Source organism: Streptomyces sp. NPDC018964 (assembly GCF_044390325.1).
Lineage (GTDB): Bacteria > Actinomycetota > Actinomycetes > Streptomycetales > Streptomycetaceae > Streptomyces.
The window spans coordinates 230,018-246,600 of the sequence record NZ_JBIRYZ010000003.1 but is presented as its reverse complement, the minus strand read 5'-3'; the positions used below and the strand labels follow the sequence as shown (position 1 = coordinate 246,600).

General features: G+C 72.7%; 15 protein-coding genes. 7 read left to right on the top strand and 8 right to left on the bottom strand.

The window, feature by feature from the left end; translation table 11 throughout:
* Positions 1 to 46 precede the first annotated feature (46 nt).
* From ACH5AO_RS06550 to ACH5AO_RS06535, 4 genes are all read right to left on the bottom strand, one after another.
* Complete coding sequence (locus tag ACH5AO_RS06550; RefSeq protein WP_398922431.1) at positions 47 to 1,024, bottom strand: acyl-ACP desaturase; 978 nt, start codon at positions 1,022 to 1,024, stop codon at positions 47 to 49.
* Positions 1,025 to 1,223: 199 nt separating this feature from the next.
* The gene (ddaH, locus tag ACH5AO_RS06545) at positions 1,224 to 2,000 is read right to left on the bottom strand and encodes a dimethylargininase (RefSeq protein ID WP_398922429.1); all 777 of its coding nucleotides are present in this window, start codon (positions 1,998 to 2,000) and stop codon (positions 1,224 to 1,226) included.
* 156 nt (positions 2,001 to 2,156) lie between these two features.
* Positions 2,157 to 4,421, bottom strand: a complete 2,265-nt coding sequence (locus ACH5AO_RS06540) for an ATP-binding cassette domain-containing protein (protein ID WP_398922426.1) — start codon at positions 4,419 to 4,421, stop codon at positions 2,157 to 2,159.
* A gap of 10 nt (positions 4,422 to 4,431) precedes the next feature.
* A complete protein-coding gene (locus ACH5AO_RS06535; RefSeq protein ID WP_398922425.1) occupies positions 4,432 to 6,057 on the bottom strand; it encodes an ABC-F family ATP-binding cassette domain-containing protein in 1,626 nt (541 codons plus the stop codon).
* A 314-nt stretch (positions 6,058 to 6,371) separates the two neighbouring features.
* Here ACH5AO_RS06535 and ACH5AO_RS06530 point away from each other — a divergent pair, with 314 nt between their 5' ends.
* On the top strand, positions 6,372 to 7,013 hold the full coding sequence (locus ACH5AO_RS06530; protein WP_398922422.1) for a GPP34 family phosphoprotein: 642 nt from the start codon (positions 6,372 to 6,374) through the stop codon (positions 7,011 to 7,013).
* Between the two features lie 329 nt (positions 7,014 to 7,342).
* Here the strand turns inward: ACH5AO_RS06530 and ACH5AO_RS06525 are convergent, their stop codons facing one another.
* The gene (locus ACH5AO_RS06525) at positions 7,343 to 7,756 is read right to left on the bottom strand and encodes an SsgA family sporulation/cell division regulator (protein WP_085575809.1); all 414 of its coding nucleotides are present in this window, start codon (positions 7,754 to 7,756) and stop codon (positions 7,343 to 7,345) included.
* A gap of 258 nt (positions 7,757 to 8,014) precedes the next feature.
* Here ACH5AO_RS06525 and ACH5AO_RS06520 point away from each other — a divergent pair, with 258 nt between their 5' ends.
* Together ACH5AO_RS06520 and ACH5AO_RS06515 are read left to right on the top strand one after the other, a co-directional pair.
* Positions 8,015 to 8,338 (top strand): plasmid stabilization protein, encoded by a 324-nt coding sequence (locus ACH5AO_RS06520; protein ID WP_398922420.1) that lies wholly within the window; start codon positions 8,015 to 8,017, stop codon positions 8,336 to 8,338.
* Between the two features lie 68 nt (positions 8,339 to 8,406).
* Complete coding sequence (locus ACH5AO_RS06515; RefSeq protein WP_398922418.1) at positions 8,407 to 9,150, top strand: endonuclease V; 744 nt, start codon at positions 8,407 to 8,409, stop codon at positions 9,148 to 9,150.
* On the opposite strand, the gene ACH5AO_RS06510 is transcribed toward ACH5AO_RS06515, so the two are convergent.
* Positions 9,096 to 9,287, bottom strand: coding sequence for a hypothetical protein (locus ACH5AO_RS06510; protein WP_398922416.1), 192 nt, complete (start codon positions 9,285 to 9,287; stop codon positions 9,096 to 9,098). The two genes, ACH5AO_RS06515 and ACH5AO_RS06510, sit on opposite strands and share 55 nt — an antisense overlap.
* 199 nt (positions 9,288 to 9,486) lie before the next feature.
* Between ACH5AO_RS06510 and mmpA the strand changes: the two genes are divergently transcribed.
* Positions 9,487 to 9,633, top strand: a complete 147-nt coding sequence (gene mmpA / locus ACH5AO_RS06505) for a morphogenic membrane protein MmpA (RefSeq protein WP_398922414.1) — start codon at positions 9,487 to 9,489, stop codon at positions 9,631 to 9,633.
* A gap of 15 nt (positions 9,634 to 9,648) precedes the next feature.
* Here the strand turns inward: mmpA and ACH5AO_RS06500 are convergent, their stop codons facing one another.
* Complete coding sequence (locus ACH5AO_RS06500; protein ID WP_398922412.1) at positions 9,649 to 10,827, bottom strand: saccharopine dehydrogenase family protein; 1,179 nt, start codon at positions 10,825 to 10,827, stop codon at positions 9,649 to 9,651.
* 274 nt (positions 10,828 to 11,101) lie between these two features.
* Here ACH5AO_RS06500 and ACH5AO_RS06495 point away from each other — a divergent pair, with 274 nt between their 5' ends.
* Genes ACH5AO_RS06495 through ACH5AO_RS06485 form a run of 3 tightly spaced genes read left to right on the top strand, consistent with a single transcriptional unit; the run spans position 11,102 to position 15,711 of the window.
* Positions 11,102 to 12,283 (top strand): CaiB/BaiF CoA transferase family protein, encoded by a 1,182-nt coding sequence (locus ACH5AO_RS06495; RefSeq protein ID WP_398922410.1) that lies wholly within the window; start codon positions 11,102 to 11,104, stop codon positions 12,281 to 12,283.
* Positions 12,280 to 13,494: an acetyl-CoA C-acetyltransferase gene (locus ACH5AO_RS06490; protein ID WP_398922408.1), complete on the top strand. Its 1,215-nt coding sequence runs from the start codon at positions 12,280 to 12,282 to the stop codon at positions 13,492 to 13,494. The genes ACH5AO_RS06495 and ACH5AO_RS06490 overlap by 4 nt, the downstream gene beginning before the upstream one ends.
* 39 nt (positions 13,495 to 13,533) lie before the next feature.
* Positions 13,534 to 15,711 (top strand): 3-hydroxyacyl-CoA dehydrogenase NAD-binding domain-containing protein, encoded by a 2,178-nt coding sequence (locus ACH5AO_RS06485; RefSeq protein ID WP_398922407.1) that lies wholly within the window; start codon positions 13,534 to 13,536, stop codon positions 15,709 to 15,711.
* 30 nt (positions 15,712 to 15,741) lie between these two features.
* On the opposite strand, the gene ACH5AO_RS06480 is transcribed toward ACH5AO_RS06485, so the two are convergent.
* On the bottom strand, positions 15,742 to 16,437 hold the full coding sequence (locus tag ACH5AO_RS06480) for a MerR family transcriptional regulator (RefSeq protein WP_398922405.1): 696 nt from the start codon (positions 16,435 to 16,437) through the stop codon (positions 15,742 to 15,744).
* Between the last annotated feature and the right edge of the window lie 146 nt (positions 16,438 to 16,583).

Genomic DNA, 16,583 nt, shown 5'->3' with positions numbered 1-16,583 from the left:
AGCTCGGACCCCGGCTGTCAGCACCCAGGCCCCCGGGCCCCAGCCGTCAGGCGCGTTCCGCGCGGGCCGCCATACGGGCCTTGCGGGCCGCCAGCTTCTCGTCGAACTTCGACGCCTCCGCGTCCAGGCCGCCCATGAACAGGCCCAGTTCCTCCTGCGCCTTGAGGCCCTCGGGGCCCAGCCCGTCGATCTGCATGATCTTCAGGTAGCGCAGCACCGGCTGGAGCACGTCGTCGTGGTGGATGCGCAGGTTGTAGACCTCGCCGATCGCCATCTGCGCCGCGGCCCGCTCGAAGCCGGGGATGCCGTGGCCGGGCATCCGGAAGTTCACGACGACGTCGCGGACCGCCTGCATGGTCAGGTCGGGCGCGATCTCGAAGGCCGCCTTGAGCAGGTTGCGGTAGAACACCATGTGCAGGTTCTCGTCGGTCGCGATGCGCGCCAGCATGCGGTCGCAGACCGGGTCACCGGACTGGTGGCCGGTGTTGCGGTGCGAGACGCGGGTGGCCAGCTCCTGGAAGGCGACGTAGGCGACCGAGTGGAGCATCGAGTGCCGGTTGTCCGACTCGAAGCCCTCGCTCATGTGGGCCATGCGGAACTGCTCCAGCTTGTCCGGGTCGACCGCCCGCGAGGCGAGCAGGTAGTCCCGCATCACGATGCCGTGCCGGCCCTCCTCGGCCGTCCAGCGGTGCACCCAGGTGCCCCAGGCGCCGTCCCGGCCGAACAGCGTGGCGATCTCGTGGTGGTAGCTGGGGAGGTTGTCCTCGGTCAGCAGGTTCACCACCAGCGCGATCCGGCCGACCTCGGTGACCTTCGACTGCTCCTTGTCCCAGGCCTCGCCGTCCTCGAAGAAGCCGGGGAAGTTGCGGCCGTCGCTCCACGGCACGTACTCGTGCGGCATCCAGTCCTTGGTGACCTTCAGATGCCGGTTGAGCTCCTTCTCGACCACTTCCTCCAGCGCGTACAACAGCCGGGCGTCGGTCCAGACCGAAGGGCTGCCCAGGTGGGGAGAAGTGATCGACACAGGTGACTCCAGGGGACGGTGACATGGGGGATACCGGCGAGCGGTGCCGGGAACCTACGGAATCGTAGGCTACGAACCCGTAGGTTACGTACCCGTAGGTTAAGGGCACCGTAAAGAACCCTGATCAGCGGGGTTCCCATGGAGCGCCGTCCGGCGTGGAGTCGTAGGCCGCCGTGGGCGCGGAGGACGGTGTCACCCGTCAGGCGTACAGCTCCCGCAGCCGCACCGAGAGGCAGGTCGCGCAGCCCTCGAGCTTCTCGAACTCGCCGATGTCCACCGGGACCGGCTCGTAGCCGAGGTCCGCGAACAGCTCCGCGGTCCTCGGCGCGCTCGACGCCATCAGCAGCCTGTCCCCGCCGAGCAGCACCACGTGCGCCCCGGCCGCCTCAGGCACCGGGAGGAAGCGCGGGAACAGCGACGGCGCGTCCATGTTCGGGACGTACCCGACGACCGTCCCGTCCGGCAGCGCCGTGACCGTAGACTTCAGATGCAGCACCTTCGCGACCGGCACCGCGACGACCCGCGCGCCCAATGGCTCGAACGCGGCCCGCACCTGCCGCACCCCGGCCGCGTTGGTGCGCCCGCCCCGGCCCACGTACACCGTGTCGCCGACCTTCAGCACATCGCCGCCGTCCAGGGTGCCCGGCTCCCGGACCCAGTTCACCGAACAGCCCAGCGACGCCACGGCCTCCTCGACGCCGGGGGTCTCCGCGCGGCGGAACTCGGCACCGGAACGGGCGATCAGCGCCACGTTCCGGTACATCACCACCGTGTCCTCCACGAACACGGAGCCCGGGCAGTCGTCGGCCGGGTCCACCTCGATCGTCTCCCAGCCGTGGGCGCGCAGCGTCTCCGTGTACGCCTCCCACTGCTCCACCGCGCGGTCGACGTCGACGGCCTCCCGCTCGACGTGCGTCGCCCGCCCCTCGGCCAGACGGGGAGCCGGGCGGCGGACGAGGGCCTTCTTGCTGGGCACGAGCGTGACTCCGTACGGGAGTGGGACAGGTTCCGGCCGCACCGAGGGCGTCCGTGGGCCGGCCCGGTTCCCCCGGACGTCGGCGCAGCCATCATGGAGCGGGAATCCCGGCCGGGCCACCCCGGCGGCCAAGAAATGGCCCACCGGTAACCTGCCTCACCGGCAGGCCCGCCGCAGATGCTCCCCCGTGAAGGACCCCTCGGCGACGAGCAACTCGGCCGGCGTGCCCTCGAACACCACCCGGCCGCCGTCCCGTCCGCCGTCCGGACCGAGGTCGATCACCCAGTCGGCGCGTGCGATGACATCGAGGTTGTGCTCCACGACGACGACGGTGTTGCCCGCGTCCACCAACCGGTCCAGGAGGCCGACGAGACCGTCCACGTCCGCCATGTGCAGTCCGGTCGTCGGCTCGTCAAGGACGTACACCACCCCCTCGCGGTGCAGCCGGGTGGCCAGCTTGATCCGCTGCCGCTCACCACCGGAGAGGGTGGACAGCGGCTGGCCCAGCGTGAGGTAGGTGAGGCCGACGTCCCGCAGCGCGCGCAGCCGGCGCCGTATGCCGGTGTCGTGGAAGAAGCCGAGCGCCTGCTCGGCCGTCATCGCCAGCACATCGGCGACGGAGCGGCCGTCGACGGTCAGCCGCAGCACCTCGTCCTTGAACCGCCGCCCCTCGCAGGTGGGGCACGTCGTCGTCACCGGATCCATGAAGGCCAGGTCGGTGTACATGATCCCGCGGCCCCCGCAGGTCCCGCAGGCGCCGTCGGAGTTGAAGCTGAACAGTCCGGGTGCGGCGCCGGTCTCCCGCGCGAAGATCTTCCGCACCGGGTCCATGATCCCCAGATACGTCGCGGGGGTGGACCGCGCGGAGATGCCGATCGAGGACTGGTCGACCACCACGGCGTCGTCGTGGGCGTCGGTGAACTCGGCGACCAGCGTGCTCTTGCCCGAACCCGCCACCCCGGTCACCGCGGTGAGCACACCGGCAGGGAACCGCACGGTGATCTCGCGCAGATTGTGCCGGTCGGCCCCCTTCACCCACAGCTCGCCCGTCGGCCTGCGCACCGTCTCCTTGACCGCGGTACGCCGTCCCAGGCACCGCCCCGTCAGGGTGCCCGAGGCGGCCAGCTCCCGCGGCGTGCCCTCGAACACCACCGTGCCGCCCTCGGAACCCGCCCCCGGCCCCATGTCGACGACGTGGTCGGCCAGGGTGATGACGTCCGGGTCGTGCTCCACGACCAGCACGGTGTTGCCCTTGTCGCGCAGCCGGAGCAGCAGTTCCCCGAGCCGGTGGACGTCGCGCGGGTGCAGTCCGACGCTGGGCTCGTCGAAGATGTACGTCATCCCGGTCAGGCTGGACCCGAGGTGCCGGACCGTCTTCAGCCGCTGCCCCTCGCCGCCGGAGAGGGTGGACGTCTCCCGGTCGAGGCTCAGGTAGCCGAGGCCGATCGTCTCGATCCGCTCCAGCGCGGCGACGGCGGCCCCGGCGATCGGCCCGGCCACCGGGTCGTCGATCCCGCGCAGCACCGTGATGAGATCGGTGACCTGCATCGCGGCGCAGTCGGCGATGGACCGGCCGTCGATCCTCGACGCCAGCGCCGCCTCGTTCAGCCTGGCCCCCCGGCAGGCGGGGCAGACGCCCTCGGCCAGGAACTCCCGCACCATGTCCTGGGTCTTCTGGCTCATCCCCGCCAGGTCCCGCTTCAGGTAGAGCCGTTCGAAGCGGTCGGCGAGCCCTTCGTAGTCGGTGGTCCACGCGCCGCCCGAGCTGTTCACGGTGACCTTGCTGCCCGGGCGCCCCCGCATCAGGAACTCCCGTTCGGCGGCGGTGAACTCCCGCACCGGCTTGTCCGGGTCCAGGTCGTCGCTGTTGGTGTACGTCTGCCCCTGCCAGGTCCCCGCGGCGAACGGCGGGAAGCGGACCGCGCCCTCGGCGAGGGAGCGGTCCGCGTCCAGGACGCGGTCCCAGTCGGGGCGTACGGTCCGGCCCAGGCCGTCGCACTCGGGGCACATGCCCGACGGGTCGTTGAACGAGTACGCCGTCGCCGGACCGGCGCTCGGCGTGCCGTGCCGGGAGAACAGCACCCGCAGCACCGAGTAGACGTCCGTCATCGTGCCCACCGTCGACCGGGAGTGGCCGCCGACGGGCCGCTGGTCGACGACGATCGCGGGCGTCAGGTCCTCCATGGTCTCCGCGTGCGGCCGCTCGTACTTCGGCAGCCGGTTGCGGACGAACCAGGTGAACGTCTCGTTCAGTTGCCGCTGCGACTCGACCGCGATCGTGTCGAAGACGACCGACGACTTCCCCGACCCCGAGACGCCGGTGAACACGGTCAGCCGGCCCTTCGGGATGCGGAGCGTGACGTCCTTGAGGTTGTTCTCCCCGGCTCCGGTGAGGGTGATGTACTCGCTGGAGTGGCTCATACCGCCGACGCTAGGCGGGATACCCGACAGCTTCTGTCGTGATTTCCTTCAGCTCTCCCTCCTCCATCAGCAGCCACCGGGTGATGCCGACCGACTCCAGGAACGGCAGATCATGGCTGGCCACGATCAGTGCTCCCTCGTACGACTCCAGCGCGGTGGTGAGCTGCCGGACGCTCGCCATGTCGAGGTTGTTGGTCGGCTCGTCCAGCATCAGCAGCTGCGGCGCGGGCTCCGCCAGCATCAGCGCGGCCAGCGCCGCCCGGAAGCGTTCGCCGCCGGACAGGGTCTCCGCCCTCTGGTCGGCGCGGGCGCCCCGGAACAGGAACCGGGCGAGCCGGGCCCGGACCCGGTTGTTGGTGGCGCCCGGGGCGAACCGGGCCACGTTCTCTGCGACGGTCAGCTCCGGGTCGAGGACGTCGAGGCGCTGCGGCAGGAACCGCAGGGGCACATGGGCCCTCACCTCGCCGGAGACCGGCTCCAGCTCACCGGCGATCGTGCGCAGCAGCGTCGTCTTGCCCGCGCCGTTGCGCCCGATCAGCGCCACCCGCTCCGGCCCGCGCAGATCGAAGCCGCCCCGCACCCGGGCGCCGTACGCCAGTTCCAGGTCCATGAGCGTGAGGACGTCACGGCCCGGCGGCACGGCCGTGTACGGCAGGTCGACGCGGATCTCGTCGTCGTCCCGTACGGCCTCCACCGCGTCGTCGAGGCGTTCCCTGGCTTCGGCGAGCTTCTCCTCGTGCATGATGCGGTGCTTGCCCGCGGACTCCTGCGCCGCGCGCTTGCGCGCCCCCATGACGATCTTCGGCTCACGCTTGCTGTCCCACATCTTCTGGCCGTACCGCTTGCGGCGGGCCAGTTTGACCTGGGCGTCGGCCAGTTCCCGCTTCTGCTTGCGGAGGTCCGCCTCGGCGACGCGCACCATCCGCTCGGCGGCCTCCTGCTCGACGGCCAGGGCCTCCTCGTACGCCGAGAAGTTGCCGCCGTACCAGGTGACCTCCCCGGAGCGCAGATCAGCGATCTGGTCCACCAGTTCCAGCAGTTCACGGTCGTGACTGACCACGACCATGACACCCGGCCAGCCCGCGACGGCCGCGTACAGCCGTCTGCGGGCGTACAGGTCGAGGTTGTTGGTGGGCTCGTCGAGCAGCAGCACGTCCGGGCGCCGCAGCAGCAGCGCCGCCAGCCGCAGCAGCACCGACTCGCCGCCCGACACCTCGCCGACGGTGCGGTCGAGCCCGATGTGCCCGAGGCCGAGCTCGCCGAGCGTGGCCAGGGCGCGCTCCTCGACGTCCCAGTCGTCGCCGACGGTCTCGAAGTGCTCCTCGGCCACGTCGCCCGTCTCGATGGCGTACAGCGCGGTCCGCCGGGCGGCGATGCCGAGCGCCTCGTCGACCCTCAGCGCGGTGTCGAGCGTCACGTTCTGCGGCAGGTAGCCCACCTCGCCGGTGACGCGGACGGCGCCGTCGGCCGGCCGGAGCTCACCGGCGATCAGCTTCAACAGGGTGGATTTCCCCGACCCGTTGACGCCGACGAGCCCGGTGCGGCCGGGGCCGAAGGCGACGTCGAGGCCCTCGAGGACGGCGGTGCCGTCGGGCCAGGTGAAGGCGAGGGACGTACAGGTGATGGATGGTGACATGCGGGCCTCCGCGGTTGCTCGGGGCGATCAGGGGCAAACGCGTATCGAGACACCGCGGGACGACGACCGGCAGCCGGGAGGGAAGGCCTGGGCATGAGAAGAGCCCTGTTCCGCAAGGACCGCAAGGACGGCTCGAACGCCGAGGTCGCACGCGACGTACACACACGTGTGGTGTGACGCGGTGTCTCAGAACCTCAGACGAGCAACGTCCTTCTCCAATCGACGGCAACAGGACCGCTGTACACCGTAGGAGTGCCCGGAACGGCTGTCAACGGCTTTTCGGAGCACGACGTCACCGCCCCCGAGGAGGCCCCGTGCCCGACGGCCCGCTCTCGCTGCCGGCCCGCCTGTCCCTGCTGGTCTGGGACGCCGACCCGTCCCGGCAGGCCCCCGTGGTGCGGGCCGGGGCCCTCGCCGAGCTGGCCCGGCGGGGCCTGCTGGTCGACGACGACGGGATCGCCGCACCCCGTGACCTCGACTCCCGGACCGGTGACCCGGTGCTGGACGGCCTTCTGGAACTGGTCAGCGAGTCCTTCCCGCACCGCTGGCGCGTCTGGGTGACGCTGCGCGCGCGGTACACCCTGGACGCGGTCCGGGAGCAACTGGTGGCCCAGGGAGTGCTGCGCGCCGAGAAGCACCGGGTCCTCGGGGTGTTCCCGTCGGTGGAGCACGTCCTGGCCGACGCGGACCGGGTACGGGCCCTGCGGCGGCAGGCACGGCAGATCCTCGACGGACCGGCACCGTCCGAGGACGTCCCCGAGCAGACGGCGACGGCCCTCGTCCTCGCACGGGCGTCGGGCCTGCTGCCGGGCCCGGAGGGCTCCTCCCACGGCCGGCGCGCCGAGGCACTGGCGCACCGCGCCGCGGCGACGCCCGCCCTCGGCGCCGTCCTGTGCGAGCTGCGCGCGGGGCTGGCCGGCACCGCGCCGCTGCCCACGCTCACACGGGGGCGGTGACCCGGGGGCCGCGGGGCCCACGGGCCACGAGCCGGCGCTACGGATGCTCCGCCGGTCGGGCGACACCCACGTCCGCGCCTACGCCCACGCCTCTGCCTTCACCTTCGCCGGACTCCGCGCTCCGTGACCACGCGCGGTGCCGGGGGAGTGGACGCGGCAGCCCGGAGCGTGCCACCGCCGGCCCCGCCCGAGTGCCGACGCGGCGGGATCCTCGTCCCCGGGGCCGTCGACCCGGGGACCGTGGAGGAAGCCGCCCATGGAGCCGGTGCGCCGGGCGCCGCCCGCGCGCTCGACACCCCGACGGGCGGCGGGCGTCGGCCCGGGGCCCCTCACGCGTCGCGCATCAGCTCCGCGAGATCGTGGTCCAGGTCGAGCCGGAGGTGCTCCAGACCGGTCGGCACCAGCTCGCCGGTGGCCTCCAGGAACCGGCGCAGCTCACCCGAGCGGACGTGCACGACGGCGGTCCCCTCGGGGGCGTGGAACTCCAGCACGGTGCGGTCGTAGCCGTACGGCCGCACCCGTACGTCGCCGTCGCCCTCGGGCTCTTGCATCCCCGCGGCGAGCAGATCGCGGGCGAAGGTCCAGCAGACCTCGACGCCCTCCAGGGTGGCGGGCGCGGGGAAGGTCATGTGGACGGCGAACGGGTCGTCGCGGTCGTAGTGCAGGGTGGCGGGAATGCTCGGCATCCGCGGCGCGGCGGCGACGAGACGGGCCTCGACGGTCTGCTCGATGACGGTGGACAACGCCTTGCTCCCTCGTGACGGCTGGACAGGCTTCCGGGGCGGATCGGGTCGGCTACTGGATGAGACGACGGAATCGGCCAATCCGTGCACACGAGAAGCGAGTGACCTCTGTCACCGCCTTCATGCACCCGAGTGACAGGGCTCTCCCGGACGGCCTCCGGGACGCCCTCGCCGACTGGAGCACCGATGCGTGCGACGTGCCCTGATCGCCGCCGGCGTGGGTACCCGTGTGCCGTACCCGAGAGGAAGTGAGCGGACATGCCACGCGGTTCCAGCCCCAAACGGGAACGGCAGTACGAGCACATCAAGGAGAGCGCCGAGGACCGGGGCGAGAGCACCGGGCGCGCCGAGGAGATCGCCGCCCGGACGGTGAACAAGGAGCGCGCCCGGTCCGGCGAGTCGAAGACGGCCAGCCGCACCTCCACGCAGGACATGTCGTCCGGCAGGCGGGGCGGCCAGCGGTCCGGCAAGGGCTCCCAGGGGCCCACCCGCGACCAGCTGTACGAGGAGGCCAGGAAGAAGGGCGTGGAAGGCCGTTCGAGCATGAACAAGAGTCAGCTCCAGCGGGCGCTCGGCAAGTGAGCCGCCTCCGCGCGGAGGGGGAGCGCCCTCCGCGCGGAGCGCACCCGCCGCGTAGGCTCAGGGCCACCATGACGACCGTACGCACACCGGCCGACTGGCCCGTGACCGAGGAAGAGGCCCGCGCGGTCCAGGACGCCCTGCGCGCGCGGGTGGTGCTCGACGAACCGGGCCCGCCGCCCGGGACGGGCCACGTCACCGGGGTCGACGTGGCGTACGACGACGAGCGGGACGTCGTCGCCGCCGCGGCCGTCGTCCTGGACGCCGCCACCCTCGACGTCGTCGCCGAGTCCACGGCCGTCGGCCGGATCTCCTTCCCGTACGTCCCCGGCCTGCTCGCCTTCCGCGAGATCCCCACCGTGCTGGCCGCCCTCGACGCCCTGCCGTGCCCGCCCGGCCTCGTGGTCTGCGACGGCTACGGCCTCGCCCACCCCCGCCGCTTCGGCCTCGCCAGCCACCTCGGCGTCCTCACCGGCCTGCCGACGATCGGCGTCGCCAAGAACCCCTTCACCTTCACCCACGACGAACCGGACACCCCGCGCGGCAGCACCTCACCGCTGCTGGCCGGCCACGAGGAGGTCGGCCGCGCCCTGCGCACCAGGGACGCCGTCAAGCCGGTCTTCGTCTCGGTCGGCCACCGCGTGAGCCTGGACAACGCCTGCGCCCACACCCTCGCCCTGGCCCCCGCCTACCGCCTGCCGGAAACCACCCGCAGAGCCGACGCCCTGTGCCGCCGGGCCCTCGCCGGGGCCGCTTCCGTTCAGGACACGTCCTCGACCTTCCACCGCCCCACCTCGCGGTACTCCGAGTCGTAGACCACCGCCCCGTCCCCGGGCTCCATCGCGTAGTGCCGCAGGTTCCCGCCCCAGTACCGCAGGATCCGTCCCAGCTCGCCCGCCGGGTCCTTCGTCAGCGCGTCGTCGTCCATGGCCACTTCGAGGAGAAATCGCATGCCTTCGAGTGTTTCATTGAACCGCGCTGTGAAAGTCGGGCCCGTGGCGGGCCGCGACATCCTCATGTTTTGCGGGGTGCGGGGCGCGGAAGTCTCAAACGGGCGGTTCACCCGCGCGGCGTCCGCCCGTCGTTCTGAGTACCGCTCCTGAGTACCTGTACGGATGCCGGTGCCCGACCGCCCCGGCAGGCTGGCACGCATGACGACGCACCGCGCACCCAAGCCCGTTGCCGCCGACGGACGGCCCGCCGAGCGGGCCGTCACCGTCGGGCTCGCCCTCGCCGTACTCGCCGGGCTGGGCTGGATCGCCGGAATGATCTACACGTTGGTCCAGTGGCCGCTGTAGCCGGCCTCCGGCTCCTCAGCGTGTCGCGGCGACGCGGAAGCGGATGCCCGCCGCGCGGAGGCGGCCGATCAGCGCGTCGCCCATCGCCACCGCCGTCGTGACCTGGCCGGCCGTCGGCGGGAGGTCGTCGAAGGCCAGGCAGAGCGCCCCCTCGGCCAGCATCTTCGCCGTCTCGTCGTAACCGGGGTCGCCGCCCGCGACCTCCGTGTACACCCGGCGTCCGCCGCCCGCGCCGACGAAGCGGACGGAGAACCAGCTCCGGGCGCGCTTTTCGGGGCCCGGCCCCTCACCGGGCCCGAGCCGGTCGGAGAGCCGGCGCCGCAGCGGCGGGAACTGGGCCGCCGCCACCAGCGCGCCCACGGCCGCCACCCCGCCCACCGCCACCGGGAGCCGCCGCACGGCCGCGTGGTGCCGGTAGCGGAAGTCGGGGCCGTACCGGTCGAGCGACCTGGCCGAACGGCGCACGATCTGCGCGTCGAGGGTCGGCAGGGGCAGGGCCCAGGCGCCGGCCTCCGGCGCGTAGCGCGGCGCGCCGGCCGAAGCGGACACCCGGCGGCCCATCAGCCGCGGCTCGTGGCGCCGGCGGTCCAGGGCCGCCGCGCGGAGCCCGCGGTGGCGGGCGAACTGGTTCAGCGCCGAGGCGAGGGTCCCGCCCGAGAAGGCCGCGTCGACGGTCACGAAGCCGTCCACGGTCAGCGGCACCCCCTCCGGGAGCTGCCGCACGGTGAAGTACGCGCCCAGGTCGTGCGGCACCGAGTCGAAGCCGCAGGCGTGCACCAGCCGTGCCCCGGTCTCCCGCGCGCGGGCGTCGTGCCGGACGTACACCAGGTCCACGAACTCCGGCTCACCCGTGAGGTCGACGTAGTCCGTCCCGGCGTCCGCGCAGGCGGCGACGAGTCCCTCGCCGTACTCCACGTAGGGGCCGACGGTGGTGACGACCACGCGCGCCTGTCCGGCGAGGGCGCGCAGCGAGGCCGGGTCGGACACGTCCGCCCGCAGCAGCCCGATCCCCGCCCCGCCGGGCAGCCGCTCCCGCAGCCGCTCCAGCTTCTCCGTGCCGCGGCCGGCGATCGCCCAGCGCAGCCCGGCGGGAGCACGGCCGGCGAGGTACTCCGCGGTCAGCGTTCCGACGAAGCCGGTCGCTCCGAAGAGAACGATGTCGTACGGACGGTCCGTCCTGTTCAGCCTGCTCATGACACCCCTTGGTCGTGCAGCCGCGCCGCTGTCGGTGGCCGAGGCTAGCGTGAGGGGTGCGGGGCCCGACGGCGAGCCCGTGAGGAGACCGGCGGCCGTGCCCCGAACGCCCCGAAGAAGCGGGAAAAGGCGCGACAGCGCGTGGACCGGCGCGGGAGACGGGCACCGCGCCGTACAGTGGCCAAGCGCTTGCTCGCCCGGTCTTGTGCCGGGCGGGACACGTTCCTAACATCGCAGGTGTTACACCAGTAGTGTCACAGCCGATGGAGGCTCGATGACGGAGGCGAGGACGTTGGGACGCGGTCCGCTCGACGGCGTGCGCGTGGTCGAGCTGGCCGGGATCGGGCCCGGCCCGTTCGCCGCCATGCTCCTCGCCGACCTGGGCGCCGACGTCGTACGCGTGGACCGCCCCGGGGGGACTGCGCTCGGGATCGACCCCGCCCTCGACGTGACCAACCGCAACAAGCGTTCCGTGATCGTCGACCTGAAGGCCCCCGACGGCCCCGCGCGCGTCCTCGACCTGGCCGGACGCGCCGACGTCCTCATCGAGGGCTACCGCCCCGGAGTCGCCGAACGGCTCGGCGTCGGCCCCGGGGACTGCCACGCCCGCAACCCCCGCCTGGTCTACGGCCGGATGACCGGATGGGGCCAGCAAGGGCCCCTCGCCGACCGCGCGGGCCACGACATCGCCTACATCGCCCTCACCGGCACCCTCGGCATGATCGGCGCCCCGGACGGACCCCCGGCCGTCCCGGCCAACCTGCTCGGTGACTACGCGGGCGGCTCCCTCTACCTCGTCGTCGGCGTCCTCGCCGCGCTGCACCACGCGCGCGCGACCGGCACCGGCCAGGTCGTCGACGCCGCCATCGTGGACGGCGCCGCCCACCTCTCCACGATGATCCACGGCATGCTCGCCGCCGGCGCCTGGCAGGACCGGCGCGGCGCCAACCTCCTCGACGGCGGCTGCCCCTACTACGGCACCTACGAGACCGCCGACGGCGGGCACATGGCGGTGGGCGCGCTGGAACCCCGGTTCTACGCCGAGTTCCTGAGCCTGCTCGGCCTGGACGACCAGGCCGGGGCGCACACCGACGTCACCCGCTGGCCGGAGCTGCGCGCACGGGTCACCGCCCGCTTCAGGACCCGCACCCGCGACGAGTGGACGGCCCGTTTCGACGGCTCCGACGCGTGCGTGGCGCCGGTGCTGTCGCTGCGCGAGGCCCCGCACCACCCGCACCTCGCCGCCCGCTCCACCTTCACCGACCACGCGGGCATCACCCAGCCCGCACCGGCCCCGCGGTTCTCCGCGACCCCCACCACCGTTCGCACCGGCCCCGCCCGGCCGGGCGCCGACACCGACGACGTGGCCCGCGACTGGGACGTACCCGGACTGACGGCCCCGGCCCCCTCGCACTCCTCCAAGCCCTCGAACCCCCAGCGAAAGGCCCCCTCGTGAGCACCGAAGCGTACGTGTACGACGCGATCCGCACCCCGCGCGGGCGCGGCAAGGCGAACGGCGCCCTGCACGGGACCAAGCCCGTCGACCTGGTCGTCGGCCTCATCCACGAGCTCCGCGACCGCTTCCCCGGCCTCGACCCGGCGGCCGTCGACGACATCGTGCTCGGCGTCGTCGGCCCGGTCGGCGACCAGGGCTCCGACATCGCCCGCATCGCCGCCATCGCGGCCGGACTGCCCGACACGGTGGCGGGCGTGCAGGAGAACCGCTTCTGCGCCTCGGGCCTGGAGGCCGTCAACCTGGCCGCCGCCAAGGTCCGCTCCGGCTGGGAGGACCTGATCCTCGCGGGCGGCGTCGAGTCCATGTCCCGCGTCCCCATGGCCTCGGACGGCGGCGCCTGGTTCAACGACCCGATGACCAACCTCGCCACCGGCTTCGTCCCGCAGGGCATCGGCGCCGACCTGATCGCCACCATCGAGGGCTTCTCCCGGCGGGACGTCGACGAGTACGCCGCCCTGTCGCAGGAACGCGCGGCCACCGCCTGGAAGGAGAACCGCTTCGAGCGGTCCGTCGTCCCGGTGAAGGACCGCAGCGGCCTCACCGTCCTCGACCACGACGAACACCTGCGCCCCGGCACCACCGCCGACTCGCTGGCCAAGCTGAAGCCGTCCTTCGCCGACATCGGCGAACTGGGCGGCTTCGACGCCGTCGCCCTGCAGAAGTACCACTGGGTGGAGAAGATCGACCACGTCCACCACGCGGGCAACTCCTCCGGCATCGTCGACGGAGCCGCCCTCGTCGCCATCGGCTCCAAGGAGGTAGGCGACCGCCACGGACTCACCCCGCGCGCCCGGATCGTCTCCGCCGCCGTCTCCGGCTCCGAGCCCACCATCATGCTCACCGGCCCCGCCCCCGCCACCCGCAAGGCCCTCGCCAAGGCCGGCCTGACCATCGACGACATCGACCTCGTCGAGATCAACGAGGCGTTCGCCGCGGTCGTCCTGCGCTTCGTACGGGACATGGGCCTGTCGCTGGACAAGGTCAACGTCAACGGCGGCGCCATCGCCCTGGGCCACCCCCTCGGCGCCACCGGCGCGATGATCCTCGGCACCCTCGTCGACGAACTCGAGCGCCAGGACAAGCGCTACGGCCTCGCCACCCTGTGCGTGGGCGGCGGCATGGGCATCGCCACCGTCGTCGAACGCCTCTGAACCCCAGCGACCCGCCACCTCACTCACGGAGACACCCTCATGACCGAGAGCACCACCATCCGCTGGGAACAGGACCGCACCGGCGTCGTCACCCTCGTCATCGACGACCCGAACCAGTCCGCGAACACCATGAACCAGGCGTTCCGCGACTCCCTCGCCGTGATCGCCGACCGTCTGGAGGCCGAGAAGGACTCCCTCCGCGGCGTCATCGTCACCTCCGCCAAGAAGACCTTCTTCGCCGGCGGCGACCTGCGCGACCTCATCCGGGTCACCCCCGAGACGGCGCAGGACCTCTTCGACGGCGGCATGGCCCTCAAGCGGCACCTGCGCCGCATCGAGACCCTCGGCAAGCCCGTCGTCGCGGCGATCAACGGCGCCGCCCTCGGCGGCGGCTACGAACTCGCCCTCGCCTGCCACCACCGGATCGCCCTCGACGCCCCCGGCTCCAAGATCGGCTGCCCCGAGGTCACCCTCGGCCTGCTCCCCGGCGGCGGCGGTGTCGTCCGCACCGTGCGCATGCTCGGCATCACCGACGCGCTGCTGAAGGTGCTCCTCCAGGGCACCCAGTACAGCCCGCGCCGCGCCCTGGAGAACGGCCTGGTCGACGAGATCGCCGACACGCGCGAGGACATGCTCGCCAAGGCCCGCGCCTTCATCGACGCCCACCCCGAGTCCGCCCAGCCCTGGGACAAGCCGGGTCACCGCATCCCCGGCGGTACCCCCGCCCACCCGAAGTTCGCCGCCAATCTCCCCGCCTTCCCGGCCAACCTGCGCAAGCAGACGGGCGGCGCCCCCTACCCGGCCCCGCGCAACATCATGGCCGCCGCCGTCGAGGGCTCCCAGGTCGACTTCGAGACCGCCCAGGTCATCGAGGCCCGCTACTTCGTCGAGCTGGCCGCCGGACAGACCTCGAAGAACATGATCCAGGCGTTCTTCTTCGACCTCCAGGCGGTCAACTCCGGCGCCAGCCGGCCGAAGGGCGTCGAACCGCGCGAGGTGACCAAGGTGGCCGTCCTCGGCGCCGGGATGATGGGCGCCGGCATCGCCTACTCGTGCGCCCGCGCGGGCATCGAGGTCGTCCTGAAGGACGTCTCCCTGGAGGCCGCCGTCAAGGGCAAGGGCTACTCCGAGAAGCTGTGCGCCAAGGCCGTCGCCAAGGGCCGTACCAGCCGGGAGAAGGCCGACGCGCTGCTCGCGCGGATCACGCCCACCGCCGAGGCCGCCGACCTCGCCGGCTGCGACGCGGTCATCGAGGCCGTCTTCGAGGACACCGCCCTCAAGCACAAGGTGTTCCAGGAGATCCAGGACGTCGTCGCCCCCGACGCGCTGCTGTGCTCCAACACCTCCACCCTGCCCATCACCGCCCTCGCCGAGGGCGTCGAGCGCCAGGCCGACTTCATCGGGCTGCACTTCTTCTCACCCGTCGACAAGATGCCGCTGGTCGAGATCATCAAGGGGGAGCGCACCGGCGACGAGGCGCTGGCCCGCGCCTTCGACCTGGTCCGCCGGATCAACAAGACCCCGATCGTCGTCAACGACTCGCGCGGCTTCTTCACCTCGCGCGTCATCGGCCACTTCATCAACGAGGGCGTCGCCATGGTCGGCGAGGGCATCGAGCCCGCGTCGGTCGAACAGGCCGCCGCCCAGGCGGGCTACCCGGCCAAGGTGCTCTCCCTGGTGGACGAGCTGACCCTCACCCTCCCGCGCAAGATCCGCAAAGAGACGAAGCGGGCCGTCGAGGAGGCCGGCGGCACCTGGACCGCGCACCCCGCCGAGGCCGTCATCGACCGCATGGTCGACGAGTTCGAGCGCCCCGGCCGCAGCGGCGGCGCCGGCTTCTACGAGTACGGCGAGGACGGCAGGCGCGGCGGCCTGTGGCCCGGACTGCGCGAGCACTTCACGAAGGCCGGACATCGGATCCCGTTCCGCGACATGCAGGAACGGATGCTGTTCGCCGAGGCGCTGGACACCGTCCGGCTCCTCGAGGAGGGCGTGCTCACGTCTGTCGCCGACGCCAACATCGGCTCGATCCTCGGCATCGGCTTCCCCGGCTGGACCGGCGGCGTCCTCCAGTACATCAACGGCTACGAGGGCGGCCTGCCCGGATTCACGGCCCGCGCGCGCGAGCTCGCCGAGCGCTACGGCGAGCGCTTCACCCCGCCGGCGCTGCTGGTGGCGAAGGCGGAGCGGGGAGAGGTCTTCACGGACGCCCGCTGACCCGCCGCGAGGGGTGACGGGCCCGTCCCGTCACTCCTCCTCGTCGAGCCACTCCCGCAGCTCCTCCCGCAGCGACCGCTGGAACGTGGTCAGCAGCGCCTGCACCACCAGCGGGTGCATCCGGGCGGACAGGGACCGCACGTCCCGCGCGTCCCGCTCCGCGACCGCGTCGCGCAGCAGCCGCGACAGCTCGCGGGCGGCCGCGCGGGAGTGCTCGGTGAGCGCGGTGCGCGCGGCGAGGACCGTCTCGTGGGACAGCGGCACGTCCAGCAGCTCCACCCCGAGCCGCAGCAGCCCGGGGTCGACCCGCAGCACCTCGCGGTCCCGCTCGACGACGCCCATCGCCGTCAGCCGCCGGAGGTCCTCCTCGTCCAGCGCCCGCCCCGCCCGGCGCTCCAGCTCCCCGCGCGGCACCGTCTCCACCGCCTCGGGCGCCCAGGAGGCCACCACCGCCCGCTGGACCGCCAGGTCCCGGGCGCTCAGATCCGGCGGCAACTGCCCCAGGTACCGCTCGATCGCCGCCAGCGTCATGCCCAGGTGCTGCAACTCCTCGATGAGTTCCAGCCGGGCCAGGTGCTCCCGCCCGTAGTGACCGACCCGCCGGGGGCCGATCACCGGCGGCGGCAGCAGCCCCTTGGTGCCGTAGAAGCGGACCGTGCGCACGGTGACACCGGCCCGCGCCGCCAGTTCGTCGATCGTGAGCGGCTGCTCGGTCTCGGTCGTCATGCGCAGCAGTATCGCTGTCCCACCACCGCTGTGACACCTCGGCCGTCACCCCGCGCGGGCGTGTGAGATGTCCCGCGGTGTGACGTGCGCCATCGCGTGAGACACCGCACTTCGGGAAAGGTGCCCCCTCGGTCTGTGCCTTGATC